At 75.6% G+C, this 14,757-nt stretch carries 11 protein-coding genes; 8 read left to right on the top strand and 3 right to left on the bottom strand.

From position 1 onward, the window contains the following. The first annotated feature begins 20 nt into the window (after positions 1-20). Positions 21-2,837 carry an AAA family ATPase gene (locus WMF12_RS44100; RefSeq protein WP_437854691.1) on the top strand — a complete coding sequence of 939 codons (2,817 nt, stop codon included), beginning with the start codon at positions 21-23 and terminating at the stop codon, positions 2,835-2,837. Between the two features lie 9 nt (positions 2,838-2,846). On the opposite strand, the gene WMF12_RS44095 is transcribed toward WMF12_RS44100, so the two are convergent. The 3 genes from WMF12_RS44095 to WMF12_RS44085 form a co-directional block, all read right to left on the bottom strand. Continuing rightward, the gene (locus WMF12_RS44095) at positions 2,847-3,230 is read right to left on the bottom strand and encodes a nuclear transport factor 2 family protein (protein ID WP_437854690.1); all 384 of its coding nucleotides are present in this window, start codon (positions 3,228-3,230) and stop codon (positions 2,847-2,849) included. 138 nt (positions 3,231-3,368) lie between these two features. After that, complete coding sequence (locus WMF12_RS44090) at positions 3,369-4,067, bottom strand: hypothetical protein (RefSeq protein WP_437854689.1); 699 nt, start codon at positions 4,065-4,067, stop codon at positions 3,369-3,371. A gap of 68 nt (positions 4,068-4,135) precedes the next feature. Then, the gene (locus WMF12_RS44085; RefSeq protein ID WP_437854688.1) at positions 4,136-6,940 is read right to left on the bottom strand and encodes a DUF4388 domain-containing protein; all 2,805 of its coding nucleotides are present in this window, start codon (positions 6,938-6,940) and stop codon (positions 4,136-4,138) included. Positions 6,941-7,220: 280 nt separating this feature from the next. Between WMF12_RS44085 and WMF12_RS44080 the strand changes: the two genes are divergently transcribed. The 7 genes from WMF12_RS44080 (at position 7,221) to WMF12_RS44050 (ending at position 14,726) form a co-directional block, all read left to right on the top strand. Then, entirely contained in the window at positions 7,221-7,418 is a 198-nt protein-coding gene (locus tag WMF12_RS44080; RefSeq protein ID WP_437854687.1) for a hypothetical protein, read from the top strand. A gap of 66 nt (positions 7,419-7,484) precedes the next feature. Then, positions 7,485-8,162, top strand: a complete 678-nt coding sequence (locus WMF12_RS44075) for a sterol desaturase family protein (RefSeq protein ID WP_437854685.1) — start codon at positions 7,485-7,487, stop codon at positions 8,160-8,162. A gap of 169 nt (positions 8,163-8,331) precedes the next feature. Further along, positions 8,332-9,531, top strand: coding sequence for a hypothetical protein (locus tag WMF12_RS44070; RefSeq protein ID WP_437854684.1), 1,200 nt, complete (start codon positions 8,332-8,334; stop codon positions 9,529-9,531). Between the two features lie 230 nt (positions 9,532-9,761). Further along, positions 9,762-11,417, top strand: coding sequence for an ATP-binding protein (locus WMF12_RS44065; RefSeq protein WP_437854683.1), 1,656 nt, complete (start codon positions 9,762-9,764; stop codon positions 11,415-11,417). Beyond that, entirely contained in the window at positions 11,414-12,589 is a 1,176-nt protein-coding gene (locus WMF12_RS44060; protein ID WP_437854682.1) for a response regulator, read from the top strand. The genes WMF12_RS44065 and WMF12_RS44060 overlap by 4 nt, the downstream gene beginning before the upstream one ends. Positions 12,590-12,776: 187 nt before the next feature. Further along, the gene (locus WMF12_RS44055) at positions 12,777-13,808 is read left to right on the top strand and encodes a hypothetical protein (protein WP_437854681.1); all 1,032 of its coding nucleotides are present in this window, start codon (positions 12,777-12,779) and stop codon (positions 13,806-13,808) included. A gap of 243 nt (positions 13,809-14,051) precedes the next feature. Continuing rightward, positions 14,052-14,726, top strand: coding sequence for a superoxide dismutase family protein (locus tag WMF12_RS44050; protein WP_437854680.1), 675 nt, complete (start codon positions 14,052-14,054; stop codon positions 14,724-14,726). The last annotated feature ends 31 nt before the right edge of the window (positions 14,727-14,757 follow it).

Below are 14,757 nucleotides of genomic sequence, written 5' to 3'. Positions count from 1 at the left end.
GCCCGGAGACCTCTGCAAGGATGACCAGCCCTCGCTCCCACGCCGAGCTCGTCACGCTGCGCAAGCTCGCGCAGGACCTCGCCGCCCAGCGCAAGGAGCGCCTGTCGAGCGTGCACCTCCTCGCGGCCATCGCCCTGAGCGGAGGCCCCGCCGCGGATCTGCTCCGCGATCGGCGGCTCGACGACGAGGCCCTGCTCAAGGCGACCCGCTCGGTCGACGACGAGGGCCCCGACCCGATCGGCCGGGCGATGGGGGGCGCGCGCGACGTCGCGAAGCGAGCGACCGCGAAGGAGCCCGCGGCGCTCCACCTGCTGCTCGCGCTCCTGTCCGACCGGAGCTCGGCCGCGCACCGCGCGCTCACCCAGTCGGGGGTCGACCTGGCGCGGCTGCGGACCGCGGCGCTCCAGATCGCGCTCGGCGTGGTGCAGGCGCGGCGGACGCCCGCGCGGCTGCTCCACGACGGCGGCGCGCCGGAGACGCCGCCCGCGCCGGCCGCGGCGACCACGGCGCGCCGCGCCCGCGGCGAGGCCGCCGATCCGGCGCGCACGCCGCGCTCGCCGCGCACGTCCCAGGAGCTGCGGCCCGCCAAGGGCGCAGGCGTCGCCGTCCCGGAGCTGCGGCCTGCCAAGGGCGCCGGCGTCGGTATCCCGGAGCTGCGGCCCGCCAGGGGCGCCGGCGCGCCGGAGTCACGGCCCGCCAAGGGCGCCGGCCCGGGCGTCACGGTGCCGCTGTTCCCGCCGACGCCGCTGTTCCCGCCGGGGCGCCCCCGCCCCGCCGCGGCCCCGGCCGGAGCCGACGCGCTGATCTCCGCCGAGCCGATCGCCCTCACGCCCACCCCCTCCCCGGCGTCCTCGGCCTCCCCTGCCCCCGCTTCCGCCGCCTCCCCCGCCGCGCCCGCGCCGGGGCGGCCGTTCCCGCCGCTCGCGCCGCCGACCGCCACGAGCGCCGCCGCGAGCGCCGCCCTCGCGGCGCGCTTCACCCTCGACCGCGCGCGCTTCCCGGCCCTCGCCTCGCTCGGGCACAACCTCTCGCTCGCGGCGGTGCAGGGGGAGCTCGAGCCGATCGTCGGCCGCGAGCACGAGATCGAGCAGGCGCTCGACGTCCTGGCCAAGCGCCACGCGAACAACCCCTGCCTCCTCGGCCCGGCGGGCGTCGGCAAGACCTCCGTCGCGCGCGGCGTGGCGCACCGGCTCGCGTTCGACGAGCGGGAGCCGCGCGTCGTGGTCGAGCTCGTGCCCTCGGAGCTCCTCGCCGGCACCGGCGCGCGCGGCGCGCTGAGCGAGCGCCTGTCCGCGCTCCGGTCCGAGCTCCGCGAGGCGGGCGGGCGGGTCATCCTGTTCATCGACGGCCTGTCGGAGCTCTTCGGCAGCGGCGCGCTCGACGAGGCGATGGCCGAGATCAAGCTCGCACTCGCCCGCGGCGAGCTCACGCTGATCGGCACCGCCACGCCCGAGGAGTACAGGAAGAGCATCGAGGTCGACCCGGCGCTCGCGCGGCGCTTCACGATCGTCGAGATCGACGAGCCCGAGGAGGACGAGGCGTTCCTGCTACTCCAGAGCGTCGCGGTCGGGCTCGGCGCGCACCACGGGCTCGCGTTCACGGACGAGGCGCTGGCCTCGGCCGTCGCCTGGTCCGTGCGCTACCTGCCCGGGCGCGCGCTGCCCGACAAGGCGCTCTCGATCCTCGACCTCGCGGGCGCGCGCACGCGGCGGCGCGCGTCGTCGGCGTCGCGCGCGTCGCGCGCGGCGCTCCGTGAACCTGCGCAGCCCGCGCGGCAGGTGGGCCCCGCCGAGGTCGCCGAGGTGGTCTCCGAGCTCGCCGATCTGCCGGTCGAGCGGCTGCTCGAGACCGACCGCGAGCGGATGCTCTCGCTGGAGGCGCTGCTCGCCGAGAACGTCGTCGGTCACGGCGAGGCGCTGGCGCGCATCGCGCGGGTGCTCCGCCGGAACGCGGCCGGCCTGCGCGCGCGCCGCCCGATCGGGTCGTTCCTGCTGCTGGGGCCGACCGGCGTGGGCAAGACGGAGACGGCGAAGGCGATCGCCGAGGCGCTGTTCCACTCGCCCGACGCGATGACGCGGCTGGATTTCTCCGAGTACGCGGAGTCGCACGCGGTCGCGCGCCTCGTCGGCGCGCCGCCCGGCTACGTCGGCCACGAGGCGGGCGGCCAGCTCACCGAGGCGGTGCGGCGGAGGCCGTACCAGGTGGTGCTGCTCGACGAGATCGAGAAGGCGCACCGCGACGTGCTCGAGGCGTTCCTCCAGGTCTTCGACGAGGGCCGCCTGACCGACGGCCGAGGCCGGCGGGTGGACTTCACGAACACGGTCCTCGTGATGACCTCGAACCTCGGCGCGGCGGAGGCCGGCGCGCTCCGGTCCGAGCGCTCCGTGGGCTTCGCCCGCGCCTCCGCGGCCGTGTCGCCCGAGCGCCTCGGCGAGGCGATGCTCGCCGCGACCCGCGCCGCGCTCCCGCCCGAGCTCTACAACCGCATCGACGAGGTCCTCTGCTTCGCGCCGCTCACGCGGGCGGACGTCGCCGAGATCACGCGGCGGCTGCTCGGCGGCCTGGAGCGCGAGCTCGAGGCGCGCGGCGTGGAGCTCGAGGTCGAGCCCGAGGCGATCGACGCGCTGCTCGACGCCGGGGGCTTCGACCCGGAGCTCGGCGCCCGGCCGATGAAGCGCACGATCGCGCGCCTCGTCGAGGCGCCGCTCGCGGAGCTCATCCTGCGCGGCCAGCTCGAGGAAGGGTCGGCGGCGCTCGTGGGCGTCGAGCAGGGCGAGGTCGTGGTGGACGCGATCGCGCGGGCTGGCACGCGGCGCTACGCCGCGTGCTCCAGCTGAAGCGCGGCGCTACGCCGCGTGCTCCAGCTGAAGCCCGAGGGCCCTCGGATCGAAGTACGCCTTGAATCTCCTGATGGCGCCGGCCGGGTGCTCGATGACGCTCACGCCGTCGTACGAGAACTCCCCTCCATGGAATAGCTTTCCACGGCTCGTCCACTCGAGGATGGCGGCCTCGTCCGACTCGACGACGCACCGGAACTCGGACCGCACCTCGCCGAAGGTGTGCCGGTAGCTGCGCCAGAAGTTGCGGGCGCCGTCGGGGCCGTGGAGCGGCCTCGAGATCGTCGAATTGCTGAGCTCGGCGTCGGGCGCGAACAGCCGCGCCATGGGCTCGACGTCGCCGCTCTCCTCGAGCCGACGCAGGGCTTCGATGAACTCGCTCGCCTTGGACATGATGCCTCCTGCGGTGCCGGCGCTTGCAAAGGGCGGACCTCTAGCTGCGCGCAGGCGGCTGTCGAAAGGGCCGCCTTCGCTCCAGGGCCTGCGGGCGACATCCTTGCCCTCGATCGACCCCGGCGACGCGCGCGCCCGTCAGTGCGCGGCGGAGCGCTCGTGCCGCCGCGTGACGACCGCGACGGCGACGGCGAGCAGCGCGGCGAGCAGGAACCCCCCGCCGAACGCGAGGCCGATGATCCAGGGCTGGATCGCCCTCCCCAGGCCGTCCGCGAAGCCCGTGGCGGCGGCGCGGCTCGCGCGCTCGATCGCGACGCTCGAGCAGCCCGGGTCGCCGGCGGGGCACCCGGCGAGCTGCTCCATGAGCTCTGCCGTCCCCTCGCGCGCCGCGGCCCTCGCCGCAGCGCCCGTGCCCTGCTCGACGAGGGTGACGAGCGCCCGGTCGTGCTGGAGGGCGCCCTCGACCACAGCGCTGCTGACCGCCTCGCTCGTCTGCGCGATGACCGGCTCCAGGCCCCCGGCCTGCCGCCCGATCTCCGCCGCGCCGGCCCGGACCGCGTCGTGGACGATGGCCCCCACGAGCGGCCTCTCGCGCTCGCGCGCGCCTTCGGCCGGCCTCTCGGCCGATCCTCCGGCGGGCCCGGCCCGGTCCTGCGCGCTGCGATCGAGCGCCTCGAGCGTGCCGTGGGTCGCCTCCTTCGCCGCCTCGCGGACGCACCCCGGGGCGAGCACGAGGGCGGCGATCAGCGCCGCCGCGGCCGATCGACCGGAGCGCGTCGGCCCGCCCGCGCGCAGCGCCGCCGGCGCCGTCGGTCCGGGAGAGAGCGAGCATTGCACAGCCGCGCCGGCCTTCATCAACCGTGCCCGCCGCGCGCCGTACGGAGCGCGCGCTGCCCCGGTCCCCGCTACGGCGGCCCCGCCTCGATCGCCCGCCGGTACCGCTCGCGCCTGTGCGGCTCGCGCAGGATCTCGTAGGCCTCGTCGAGCACCTCGATGACGAGCCGCACGTCGTCGAGCAGGTCCACGGTCGCGGCGGTGAGCAGGGTGGAGGGCTCGAAGGCCTTCCTCAGCGCGAGGTACGCGCGGCGGATCTCGTAGTTCGTCGCGTCGCGCGGGATGCCGAGGATCGAGAAATAGTCCCCGTCCTCCACCAGCGCGAGCCGCGCCCGGACGCGCTGCCGGATCGCCTCCTCGTCGAGCGGATCCTCCACCGGCGGGGGCGGCGCCTCGGTGATCGACGGCGGGATGAGGACGTCGAGCACCTCCAGGCAGACGAGCGCGTAGAGCACGCTCGCGTTCTCGGGCTCCGCCACGCTCACGAGCTCGCCGACGCTGCGGCCGCGCGCGGTGCGCACGAGCTCCTCCTCCTCGCGCCGCAGCGCGCACTCGCCGAGCAGGTTGCGCCGGACGCCGTCGTCGAGGCGCGCCCCCGGGCCGCCGAGGCGGCGCAGGGCGACCTCGGGGGCGATCACGCGGCGGATCGTCTCGACGAAGACCTCGGCGCCGGTGGCGCCGCCGAAGACGTTCGGCTCCGCCTTGAGGCGGCCCGGCGGCTCGGGCTCGAGGTCGCACGTGCCGGCCTCGACGAGCACGACGTGGCCGATGACCCACTCGGCGTGCGCGCGCAGCACCGGCCAGAGGTCGTCCTGGCCGAGGTGGCCATGCGCGATGAGCGCCGCGCCGGCGTGCCGGCCCGAGGCGGGGAGCTTGCCCGCGAGCCGCGCCGCGACCTCGCGCTCGAGGTCGCCGCGCCCGACCAGGAAGGCGAGCAGCGTCTCCTCGGGGATGCTCGAGCCGGCGGTGACGAGATCGCCCTCGTGCAGGACGATGCGCCGCGCGCCCTCCTCGGTCGTGATCGCGAGGGCGCCGGAGGAGCGGCTGCCCACCGCGCGGGCCAGCGCGCGCGGCGCGTCGCCCGGGCCGAGCACCGTGGCCGAGGAGGCCCCGCCGGAGCTCGGCGCCTCGTCGATCGGCTCAAGCGCCATGGCGCGGCCGAGCCCGGCCGCGGTGACCGTGGCGGGCGCGGGCGGCACGAGCGGCAGCGCAGGCGGCGCGGGCCCACGCAGGGCCGCGCCGGAGATGGCCATGGACGGCGGAGCTGGCAGGGGCCCGCGGCCGAACGCGGCCGTGCTCGGCGCGGCAGGCGGGCTCGGCGCCAGGAGGCCGCGCCCGAGCGAGCCGGCGCCCGCGCTCGCCGGGACGGGCCCGCCAGGAGGCGCCGCGGCGCGCCCCGCCGGGGCGGAGCGGGCCGGGGACGGCACGGGCGGCAGCGGCTCGGGCTCGGCCCTTCCGACCGACGGCAACAGCGCGGTCCTCACCTCGACCGAGGGAGGCGAAACGAACGCGACGCCCGGAGACGGCGGCGGCGGAAAGCCAGGCGCGCGGGCGTCGCGGGCCTCGCGCGACCGGGGCGGCGGCGGCTCGGTGATGCGCTGGCGCAGGCTCGGCTCGACGCGGCCCGACGGAGCGCGCGCCCAGTCGACATCCTCGCCGCCGCGCGCAGGGCCGGCGCGGTCCCACGCGGGCTCCTCTCGCGGCGCGGGCGATGGCGACCGATCCCACGCGGGCTCGGGGCGCGGCGGCGGCGACGCGAAGGCGTAGGGCCGGCTCGCGTCGCGCGGGGTCGGCGGCGCGGCGTCGCGGCCGCCGCTCCGGCGCGCGGGACCGCCGTGATCGCGCTCCTCCCTGCCGTGCAGGTGCGCCTCCCTGCCGAGCGAGAGCGCCGCGAGCTCGGGGCCTGCGCGCTTCGTCGCGTGCGCCCCGTCGAACGCGGGCTCGGAGGCGCGGTCGTCCTCGTGCTCGTCGCCCGGCTCCGCGAGCTCGACGAGGGAGTCGCCGGGCCCTGTGTGCTCGGCGCGGGTGGCCGCCGGCTGCGGAGCGGGCGCGACGCCGTACGGCTCGGAGCTCGTCCTCGGCTGCGAGGGCAACCCGGTGGGCACCGGGGCGACGGCCGCGCTCGCGCCGGTCCGCGGCTCGTCCTCCTCCGGATCCAGGGGCTCGTCGAGCGCGGAGAGCAGCTCCGGCGACAGCATGAGGTCGACCTCCTCCTCGGCCGCCGGGATGCTCGACGGGTGCGCCTTCGCCGTGACCCGCTGCTCGGCGGCGACGAGGATCTCCTCGAGCTCCGGGCTGATCCGCGCCGGCAGGAGGCGCGGACCGACCTCGTCGCCGTCCTCCTCCGGGGGCGGCAGCACCGAGCCGACGTCGAGCGGGTCGAGATCGCTCGAGAAGTCGGGGTTCGACGGGACGTCGTTGTCGAGCGGCCCCGGAAGGCCGGCCGCGAGGCGCGCCTCGACGGCGTGCTCCCCGCGGAACCGCCCGGGCTCCGCGACCGCGCTCACGTGCGCGGCGAGCTCGGCGGTGTCGACCGGGCGCTCGAACACCTGCCCGAAGAGCTGGGGATCGAGCTCCGCCGAGCGGACCGGATCCCCCACGAGGAGCACGGACGCGGCGACGCCGCCCGGCCGCAGGTAGAGGCGCTCGAGCGCCTCGATCGCGCCGGGCTCGTCGATGTCGACGATCACGACGCGCGGCGCGTCGCTCGCGAGGCGCGCCTCGAGCTCGGCGATGGGCGCCGCGATCACCTCGAAGCCCCGGCCCCGCAGCGCCGCGCCGATCGCCTCCCCGTCCGCCGACGCGTCGGCCAGCAGGATGGCGCCTTCGCGCGGGCGCGCCTGCACTGCTTCGTAGTCGTCGCGGGGCTCGGACACGGCGGTCATCTTGTGGCGGCGGCCCGGCGGAGCAGCGCCCAGGGGCCCGCATCGACTGGACTCTCGACGGTCGTCGGCGGGCTGTCAAACGCGATCGCGGCCCGCTCGCGTTCCCGCCGCGCAGCGCAGCTCCCTCCACGACCGCCCGCCGGCGCGGCGAGGTCTCCACCCCTGCCGCGCTGGGAGCGCCCGGCCGACATCACCTCCGCGACGCGAGCGCGAGGTCGACGTCGCCGCGCGTCGCCCCCCGCTGTGTGCGCCGCATGGTAGACGTCGATGCATGGTGCTCGGCGCTTCCCACAACGAGATCGCCCTGGCGGCTTTCCTGCTCATCGTCGTGCTGCTCGCCGCGAAGATCGGCCGCATCGGCGAGGCGATCGGCGGGCTGTTCGAGCGGGAAGCGCCAGCGACGGACGGCGGCGCGCCCGGGGACGGCGCGGAACAGGCGGAACAGAAGGAAGAACGCCAGGAAAGCTGAGCACGCCCCCTCGCCGGCGACCTCGCCCGCGCTTGCGTTCTGTTTTTTTGGAATTCATAGTTTTCGATGCTCGTGAACGGGCCGGCCTCGCCGCGGTCGCGGCGGCGCGCGGAGATCGCGGCGCGGATCCCGCGCGGGTACCGCCCGGCGCTCCACCTCGCGGCGCCCACGCTGCTCGGCGCGCTCGTGCTCGCGGCGGCGGTGCGCCTCCTCGACGCCGTCGATGCCGTCGAGCTCGTCGCGGTGCCGGCGACCCTGCTGCTCGGCTTCGCCTTCGAGTGGTGGGCGCACAGGTCGGTGCTGCACCGGCGGGCGCCGCTGCTCGGCGCGCTGTGCGAGCGGCACGAGCGCGAGCACCACCTCGCCTTCACCGCCGACGACATGGCGCTGCGGAGCGCCCGCGAGCTCTGGCTGGTGCTGACGCCGCCGGCCTCGGCGCTCCTCGTCCTCGCCTCGCTGCTGCCGCTCGCCGCGGCGGCGGGCGCGCTGTTCTCGCTGGACGCGGCGCTGCTCGGCCTCGCGACGGCGATGGTGTTCTTCGTCAGCTACGAGTGGCTGCACCTCGCGTATCACCTGCCGGCGGACAGCCCGGTGTACCGGATCCCGGGGCTCGCGCGGCTCCGCGAGCACCACCGCAGGCACCATGACCCCCGGCTCATGAAGCGCTGGAATTTCAACGTGACCGTGCCCGTGTTCGATCTCGTCCGCGGGACGCTCTGGTCGCCGCCGCGCAAGGGCGTGTAGCCGCCGCGCAAGGGCGTGTAGCCGCCGCGCAAGGGCGTGTAGCCGCCGCGCAAGGGCGTGTAGCCGCCGCGCACGGGCGCGCCCTTGCGCAGCGCCATCCTCCGCCCCGCCGGGACGCGCGACGCGCCCGCCGGGGCGTCCGCCGCGGCCGTGTGCTAACGGGTCGCGCGTGCAGCCGCGGACCAGAGACGGCCTCGTCCTCCTGCTCGTCGGGGTCCTGCTCGGCGGCGGCGTCGCCTGGCTCCTCGGCCGCCGGCGGGAGAGCCCCCCCGCCGCGCCGCGCGCGCTCGACGCCGTGCCCGCCGGCGCGATGCTCGTCGCCACGCTCGATCTCCCGGCCCTGCGCGCCTCGCCCGCGTTCGCCTCGTTCCTGCGCGAGGAGCGCGAGATCCCGGGGCTCGGCAAGGTGCGCGACGTGTGCGGCTTCGACCCGGTGGCCGCGTTGACCGAGGTCGCGATCGCCATCCCGGCGGCGGGCGAGGGCGGCGACTTCGGGCTGGTCGCGGCCGGCGCCGTGCAGGACGAGGCGCTGCTCGCGTGCGCCTCCAAGGTCATCGAGGCCCGCGGCGGGCGGCCGGTCGTCTCCGGGATCGGCAGCTTCCGCGCGGTGCGGGACTCGAGCGCCGAGGGCCACGGCGAGATCGCCGTGCGCCCCGGGGGGCCGATCCTGCTCGGCGGGGGCGCGTACCTGCGCGCCATGATCGACGCCGCCGAAGGCCGCGCCGCGAGCGTCGGCGCGAGCGCCGCGCACGACGACATCGCCCGCGCCGTGGGCGAGGGGGCGGCGCGCGTCACGGTGGTGCTCACGCCCGAGCAGCGCGCCGAGATCGGGCGCGAGCTCGCGCTGAGCGGCTCCAGCCGATCGCCCGCGGCGTCCCTGCTCTCCGGCGGCGCCAGCGTCGCGCTCGGCCCGGAGATCGCCGTCCACGCCGCCGTCCTCTGCGACGCGGAGGCCCCCTGCGCCGCGCTCGGCGCGGAGCTGCGCGCGGCGCGAGACACGCGCGCGGCGGACTTCGCGACGCGGCTCATCGGCTTCGGCGCCGTGCTCGAGCGCATCGCGATCGCGGCCGAGGGCAAGGCGCTCCACGCGCGCGTCAAGCTGTCGGCCGAGGAGGCCGGCGTCCTCGTCGATCGGCTCGCCTCGCTGCGCGGCCTCCGCCAGCCCGCGCTCGCGCCCAGGCGGCCGCCGGCGCAGGCAGACAGCGAGGCGCCGCCGCGCGGAGACGCCGCCCCGCCGCCGCGCGGAGACGCCGCCCCGCCGCCGCGCGGAGACGCCGCCCCGCCGCCGCGCGGAGACGCCGCCCCGCCGCCGACCGATGAGGTTGTCACACCCCCGCGGCGAGCGAAGCCGGACGGCGGCGCGCCATAGCGCGTGAACGCGCTGGGGAGAACCGACCGCCGCGTCGCGCTGCCGCGGCGCGGCTCCGTCGATTCCGTGGTCTGCCTGACGAGCGCGCCGCTCCGCCACCCAAAGCCGCGCGGCGCGCCCGATCGGGCCCCCACGGGCTGCCTCGAACTCCTGTAACCTGATCGGTGCCTTCCGACGGGATCGGCGCTCCGGTCTTTCCCGCCGCGCAGGAGGCGGGTGGGGCACATCGAATGCAGGTCGTCGGGATCTCCGCCTCCGTGGTCGTCGGGACCCTCCTTCTGGTCGCCCTCTGGGCGCTCCGCCGGCGGCTCCACGCCCGCGAGCTCGAGCTCGAGCGGAAGGCGCAGGAGCTCGCGGTGAGCCGCGCCGCGGAGCAGCGGCTCTGCGAGGAGCTCGCCGAGGCGCGGCGGGCCGAAGAGGAGGCGCGCAGGGCGAGGGAGGAGGCCGTGACCGCGAGCCGGTCGAAGAGCGCGTTCCTCGCCAACATGAGCCACGAGCTCAGGACCCCGCTCAACTCGATCCTCGGCTTCGCGCAGCTCGTGGAGCGCGACCCCTCGCTCGCCGACCGGCACCGCGAGAACCTCGCGGTCATCTGCAAGAGCGGCGAGCACCTGCTCGGCCTCGTCAACGACATCCTCGAGATGGCGAAGATCGAGGCCGGCCGCATGACGCTCGTCGACGCCGAGTTCGACCTCCACGACACGCTCTCGGGGCTCTCGGAGATGTTCGCGGTCGAGGCCCAGAAGCGGGGCCTCACGCTCAGGGTCGAGCGGGCGCAGGACGTGCCGCGGCACGTCCACGGCGATGAAGGGAAGCTGCGGCAGGTGCTGATCAACCTGCTCGGCAACGCGCTGAAGTTCACGCCGCGCGGGTCGGTCACGCTGCGCGCCTCGGCGCGGCGCGCGACAGGCGCGCACGACGGCGCGGCGGCGGGGCGGGTGCGGGTGTCGTTCGAGGTGACGGACACCGGCCGGGGCATGGCCAAGGCGGAGCTCGCGGAGCTCTTCGAGGCGTTCGCGCAGACCGCGACCGGGCGCCAGTCGCGCGAGGGCACGGGCCTCGGCCTGCACATCAGCCGGCGCATCGTGCGGATGATGGGGGGCGACATCCGGGTGGAGAGCCAGGTCGGCCGCGGGACGACGCTCCGCTTCGACGTGCGCCTGTCGCTGGCCGACGCGCCCGACGCGCGCGCCGGCGGCGCGACGCCGCGGGCACTCCGGGCCGTCGGGCTCTCGCCGGGCCAGCCGAGGTACCGCGTGCTCGTTGTCGACGACCGGTGGGACGTGCGCCACTGCCTGCTCAAGCTGCTCGACTCGGTGGGCGTCGAGGCGCGCAGCGCGACCAACGGGCTCGGCGCGGTGGCGCAGTGGGAGACGTGGGCGCCGCACCTCGTCCTGCTCGACCTCCGCATGCCGCTGCTCGACGGCTACGAGGCGGCGAGCCGCATCAAGGCGAGCGCGCGGGGGCACGAGACGGTCGTCGTGGCGATGACCGCGAGCGCGTTCGAGCAGAACCGGGCGCTCGCGGCGGAGGCGGGGTGCGACGACTTCGTGAGCAAGCCGTTCCGCGACGCGGACATCCTCGGCCTCCTGACGAAGCACCTCGGGGCCCGCTTCGAGTACGAGGAGCGCGCCGCCGAGCCCGGCGCTGCCCAGGGGGCGCCGGCGGTCGACCTCGCCCGGGCGGCGGCCGGGCTGCCCGCCGCGCTCCGCAAGGACCTCCGGCGGGCGGCGACGCGGCTCGACGCGAAGGCCGTCCAGGCGACGCTCGATCGGTTCCGGCCGGAGGACGCGGATCTCGCGGGGGCTGTGGCCGAGCTCGCGCGGGGGTATCGCTTCGACAGCATCTTGGCGCTATCGAGCGCCGACGAGGAGGAGCCGTCATGACGGACACCGACGCAAAGCCAGCCCCCCGCGGGGCGGCCCCGGGCGCGCGGCCGGAGCGCCCCAGGGAAGAGCCCCCGAGCATCCTGATCGTGGACGACATGCCGGCGAACCTGTCGCTCCTGACCTCGATGCTGACGGCGCAGGGCTACGAGGTGCGGGCGGCGATCAGCGGCGCGATGGCGCTGATGTCGGCGGCGGCGGCGCCTCCGGACCTCATCCTGCTCGACGTGAGCATGCCCCACATGGACGGCTACGAGGTGTGCCGCCGGCTCAAGGGGGATCCCGGGACGGCGGACATCCCGGTCATCTTCCTGAGCGCGATGACCGGCATCGGCGACAAGGTGATGGCGTTCGACGCGGGCGGCGTCGATTACGTCACGAAGCCGTTCGAGCTGCGCGAGGTGCTGGCCAGGGTGGGGACGCAGCTGCTCTTGCACCGGCAGCGCCGGGAGCTCGAGCGGCAGCGGAGGGAGCTCGAGGAGCGCTACGCGCAGGTGCGCCAGATGCAGGCGGCGCTGCGCGGTTACCTGTCCGACCGGGCGTGGGAGAGCATCGAGGAGAGCGTGTCGTCGAACCGGCCGAGCCCGCCGGCGCGCGAGGTGCTGACGGTGCTGGTCAGCGACATCGAGGAGTTCGTGCGGCTCTCGGAGAGCGAGGATCCTGGGCCGCTGATCGCGGATCTCAGCCTCTACATGGCCACGGTGGCGCAGATCGTCTACGACCACGCGGGCGAGGTCGACAAGTACGTTGGCGACGGCATGCTCGCGTTCTTCCGGGGCGCGAGTGACGCGCTCGCGGCGGCGCAGCGGATCCAGCGGAGCATCGCGGCCTTCAACGAACACCAGCGCTCGCAGGGCCGGCCCGCCTTCCCGACGCGGCTCGGGCTCTCGACAGGGCCCGTCCTCCTGGCGAGCATCGGGTCGAGCGGCAGGCGGGAGTTCACCATCATCGGCGATCGTGTGAACACCGCGTTTCGGATTCAGGCGCAGGCGAGGGCCGGCGGTCTGCTGATGGATGAGGCGACGTTCACCGCGGCCGGGAGCCCGGGAGAAGCGATGCCCGCGCTGGTGCGGATCCGGGGAAAGCAGGGAGAGGAGAGGCTCTATGCGATCTCGCCGGAGGCGATGTTGGCGGGCGCAGGCGCAGAGGGTAGCGGGGAGGACGGCGGTTGAACGTTCACGCTCGCTCCCGGCCCGATAGGCTGGCTGTTCAAGGCTGCTCCCGGGCCTGATCGTGTTGCCCCGCACCGCCGGGGCCATTCGAGTTCGAGCGCCTGGATCGTGCGATCCGCCGAAAACGTTCGTTCTTGAACCACGCGATGACCTCGTGCAATAGTCGCCGCGGAGGATGGAAACGAACATGAAGCTTCGAGTTAGCGTTACTTTGCTTGGCCTGCTCGCGACCTTTGCGGCGGGCGCGACTGCGTGCTCGGATGACGATGGTGGCACGACGTCGGCGTCGTCCTCGACCACCGGCACGGGCGGCGGCGCCACCAGCGGCGGCGCCACCGGCGGCGGCGGCGCTGGCGAGGGCGGCGGCGCCACCACCAGCAGCGGCGCCACGGGCGGCGGCGGCGCCGGCGAGGGCGGGGGGAACGGCGGCGGCTCGGCCTGCGCGGCGCTGCTCTGCGACGACTTCGAGTCGTACGAGGGCCAGGGCGCGAACGGCGAGAAGCTGGGCGCGTGGACGGTCTACACGGCCATGGCGGGCTCCACCGTGTCGGTCGACACGACGAAGCATTACAGCGGCGCCAAGTCCATCAAGGTGACCACGCCCGCGAGCACGGGAGACAGCAACTACAAGTCGGCCATGATCAAGTTCACGGACGCCGACGCCCTGCCCACCGAGGCGAACGTCATCCATGGTCGCATGATGTTCTTCCTCGAGGCTGCGCCGACGGGGGATGTGCACTGGACCATCATCGACGGTTCAGGGACCATTCCTGGCAGCGATTTCGAGGGAATGCCCTACGCGGCACAGTATCGCTACGGCGGGCAGCACCCGGTCACGGCGGGCAGCCAGCTCATGGCGAACTACGATACGCCCGGGTACTGGAGCGACCCGAAGACCGGCCCGCAGTCGGACTGCTGGCACCACGCGGAGGAGACGACCGTGGTCCCGACCGGCGCATGGACCTGCGTCGAGTTCAGCTTCGACGGGCCGAAGAACGAGATGCGCTTCTGGCTCAATGGCGAGGAGCTGGCCGATCTCAAGGTGTCCGGGACGGGCCAGGGCTGCGCCAACAACGAGGCGAACTACACGTGGAAGGCGCCGGCGTTCGACAGCATCGGCCTCGGCTGGGAGTCCTATCAGGCGGATTCCGCCCGCTCGATGTGGATCGATGACGTCGTGATCGGCACCGGGCCCATCGGCTGCCCGCCCGCGCAGTGAGCGCGCGCCGCTGAGCTCGGCGAGGCGCGGCGGCGGACTCCGCGCCTCGCTGATCCCTTTCCAGGGGTCGGGCGCGCGCTGCCCACGGCGCCGGGGCCGGCGCGAGCGGCGCAGACCGCGCGCCGGCGCGCCTCAAGCCGGCGCACCTGACGAATGTCGGGGTCGCCGATTGATCGCTCGCCAGGACCGCTCTACGAGACGGCGGAGGTCCAACGCCTCGCGAACCTGGAGGTCTCCGCTGTGATGAAACCGGCCTATCGTCTCTCGCTGCTCGCCTCGTTCGTCCTGGGCGCCACCGCTTGTGGCGGCGCGCCCGAGCCGGCCCCTGCGGTCCCCGACGTCCCCGCCCAGCCGCAGCCTGCGCCGGAGACGCCCGCGGCGCCCGCGGCCGCGGCGCCCGAGTCCAGCCCGCCGGCCGGCGCCGCGGCGCCGGAGGCCGCTGCGCCGCCGGCCGCGCCGCCTGCACCGCCGGTGAGCGTCTCGGTGCCCATCGAGGCGCGGACCAAGTCGAAGCTCAAGGGCACGGCGACCTTCACCGAGGTCGAGGGCGGCGTGAAGGTCGCCGTCCAGGTCTCGGGCGCTCCCAAGGGCAAGATCGCCGTCCACGTGCACGAGACCGGCGATTGCAGCGCGCCGGACGCGAAGAGCGCGGGCGCGCACTACAACCCCGAGAACCACCCGCACGGCCTCCCCGACGCCGCGGCTCGCCACCTCGGCGATCTCGGCAATATCGAGGTCAAGGCCGATGGGACCGGCACCCATGAGATCCTCGCCGCGGGCGCGAATCTCAAGCAGGGCGCTCCGAACACCTTCCTCGGCCGCGCCATCATCGTCCACGAGAAGGCGGATGACGGCGGCCAGCCCGCCGGAAACGCCGGTGGCCGCATCGGTTGCGGCGTCATCTCGCAGGGCAAGTGACGCGCGCGCGGCGCGGCCCGCCGCTCCGCGC

Origin of the sequence: Sorangium sp. So ce363 (assembly GCF_051520435.1) — a bacterium.
Classification (GTDB): Bacteria; Myxococcota_A; Polyangia; order Polyangiales; family Polyangiaceae; genus Sorangium; species Sorangium cellulosum_B.
The sequence above is the reverse complement of the archived record's forward strand: the minus strand, read 5'-3'. Positions and strand labels throughout refer to the sequence as shown.

What these genes read in the sequence shown, in the direction of transcription:
- WMF12_RS44100 (WP_437854691.1), top strand. Translation starts at nt 21, where the DNA reads ATGACCAGCCCTCGCTCCCACGCCGAGCTCGTCACGCTGCGCAAGCTC.
- WMF12_RS44095 (WP_437854690.1), bottom strand. Translation starts at nt 3,230, where the DNA reads ATGTCCAAGGCGAGCGAGTTCATCGAAGCCCTGCGTCGGCTCGAGGAG.
- WMF12_RS44080 (WP_437854687.1), top strand. Translation starts at nt 7,221, where the DNA reads ATGGTGCTCGGCGCTTCCCACAACGAGATCGCCCTGGCGGCTTTCCTG.
- WMF12_RS44075 (WP_437854685.1), top strand. Translation starts at nt 7,485, where the DNA reads ATGCTCGTGAACGGGCCGGCCTCGCCGCGGTCGCGGCGGCGCGCGGAG.
- WMF12_RS44065 (WP_437854683.1), top strand. Translation starts at nt 9,762, where the DNA reads ATGCAGGTCGTCGGGATCTCCGCCTCCGTGGTCGTCGGGACCCTCCTT.
- WMF12_RS44060 (WP_437854682.1), top strand. Translation starts at nt 11,414, where the DNA reads ATGACGGACACCGACGCAAAGCCAGCCCCCCGCGGGGCGGCCCCGGGC.
- WMF12_RS44055 (WP_437854681.1), top strand. Translation starts at nt 12,777, where the DNA reads ATGAAGCTTCGAGTTAGCGTTACTTTGCTTGGCCTGCTCGCGACCTTT.
- WMF12_RS44050 (WP_437854680.1), top strand. Translation starts at nt 14,052, where the DNA reads ATGAAACCGGCCTATCGTCTCTCGCTGCTCGCCTCGTTCGTCCTGGGC.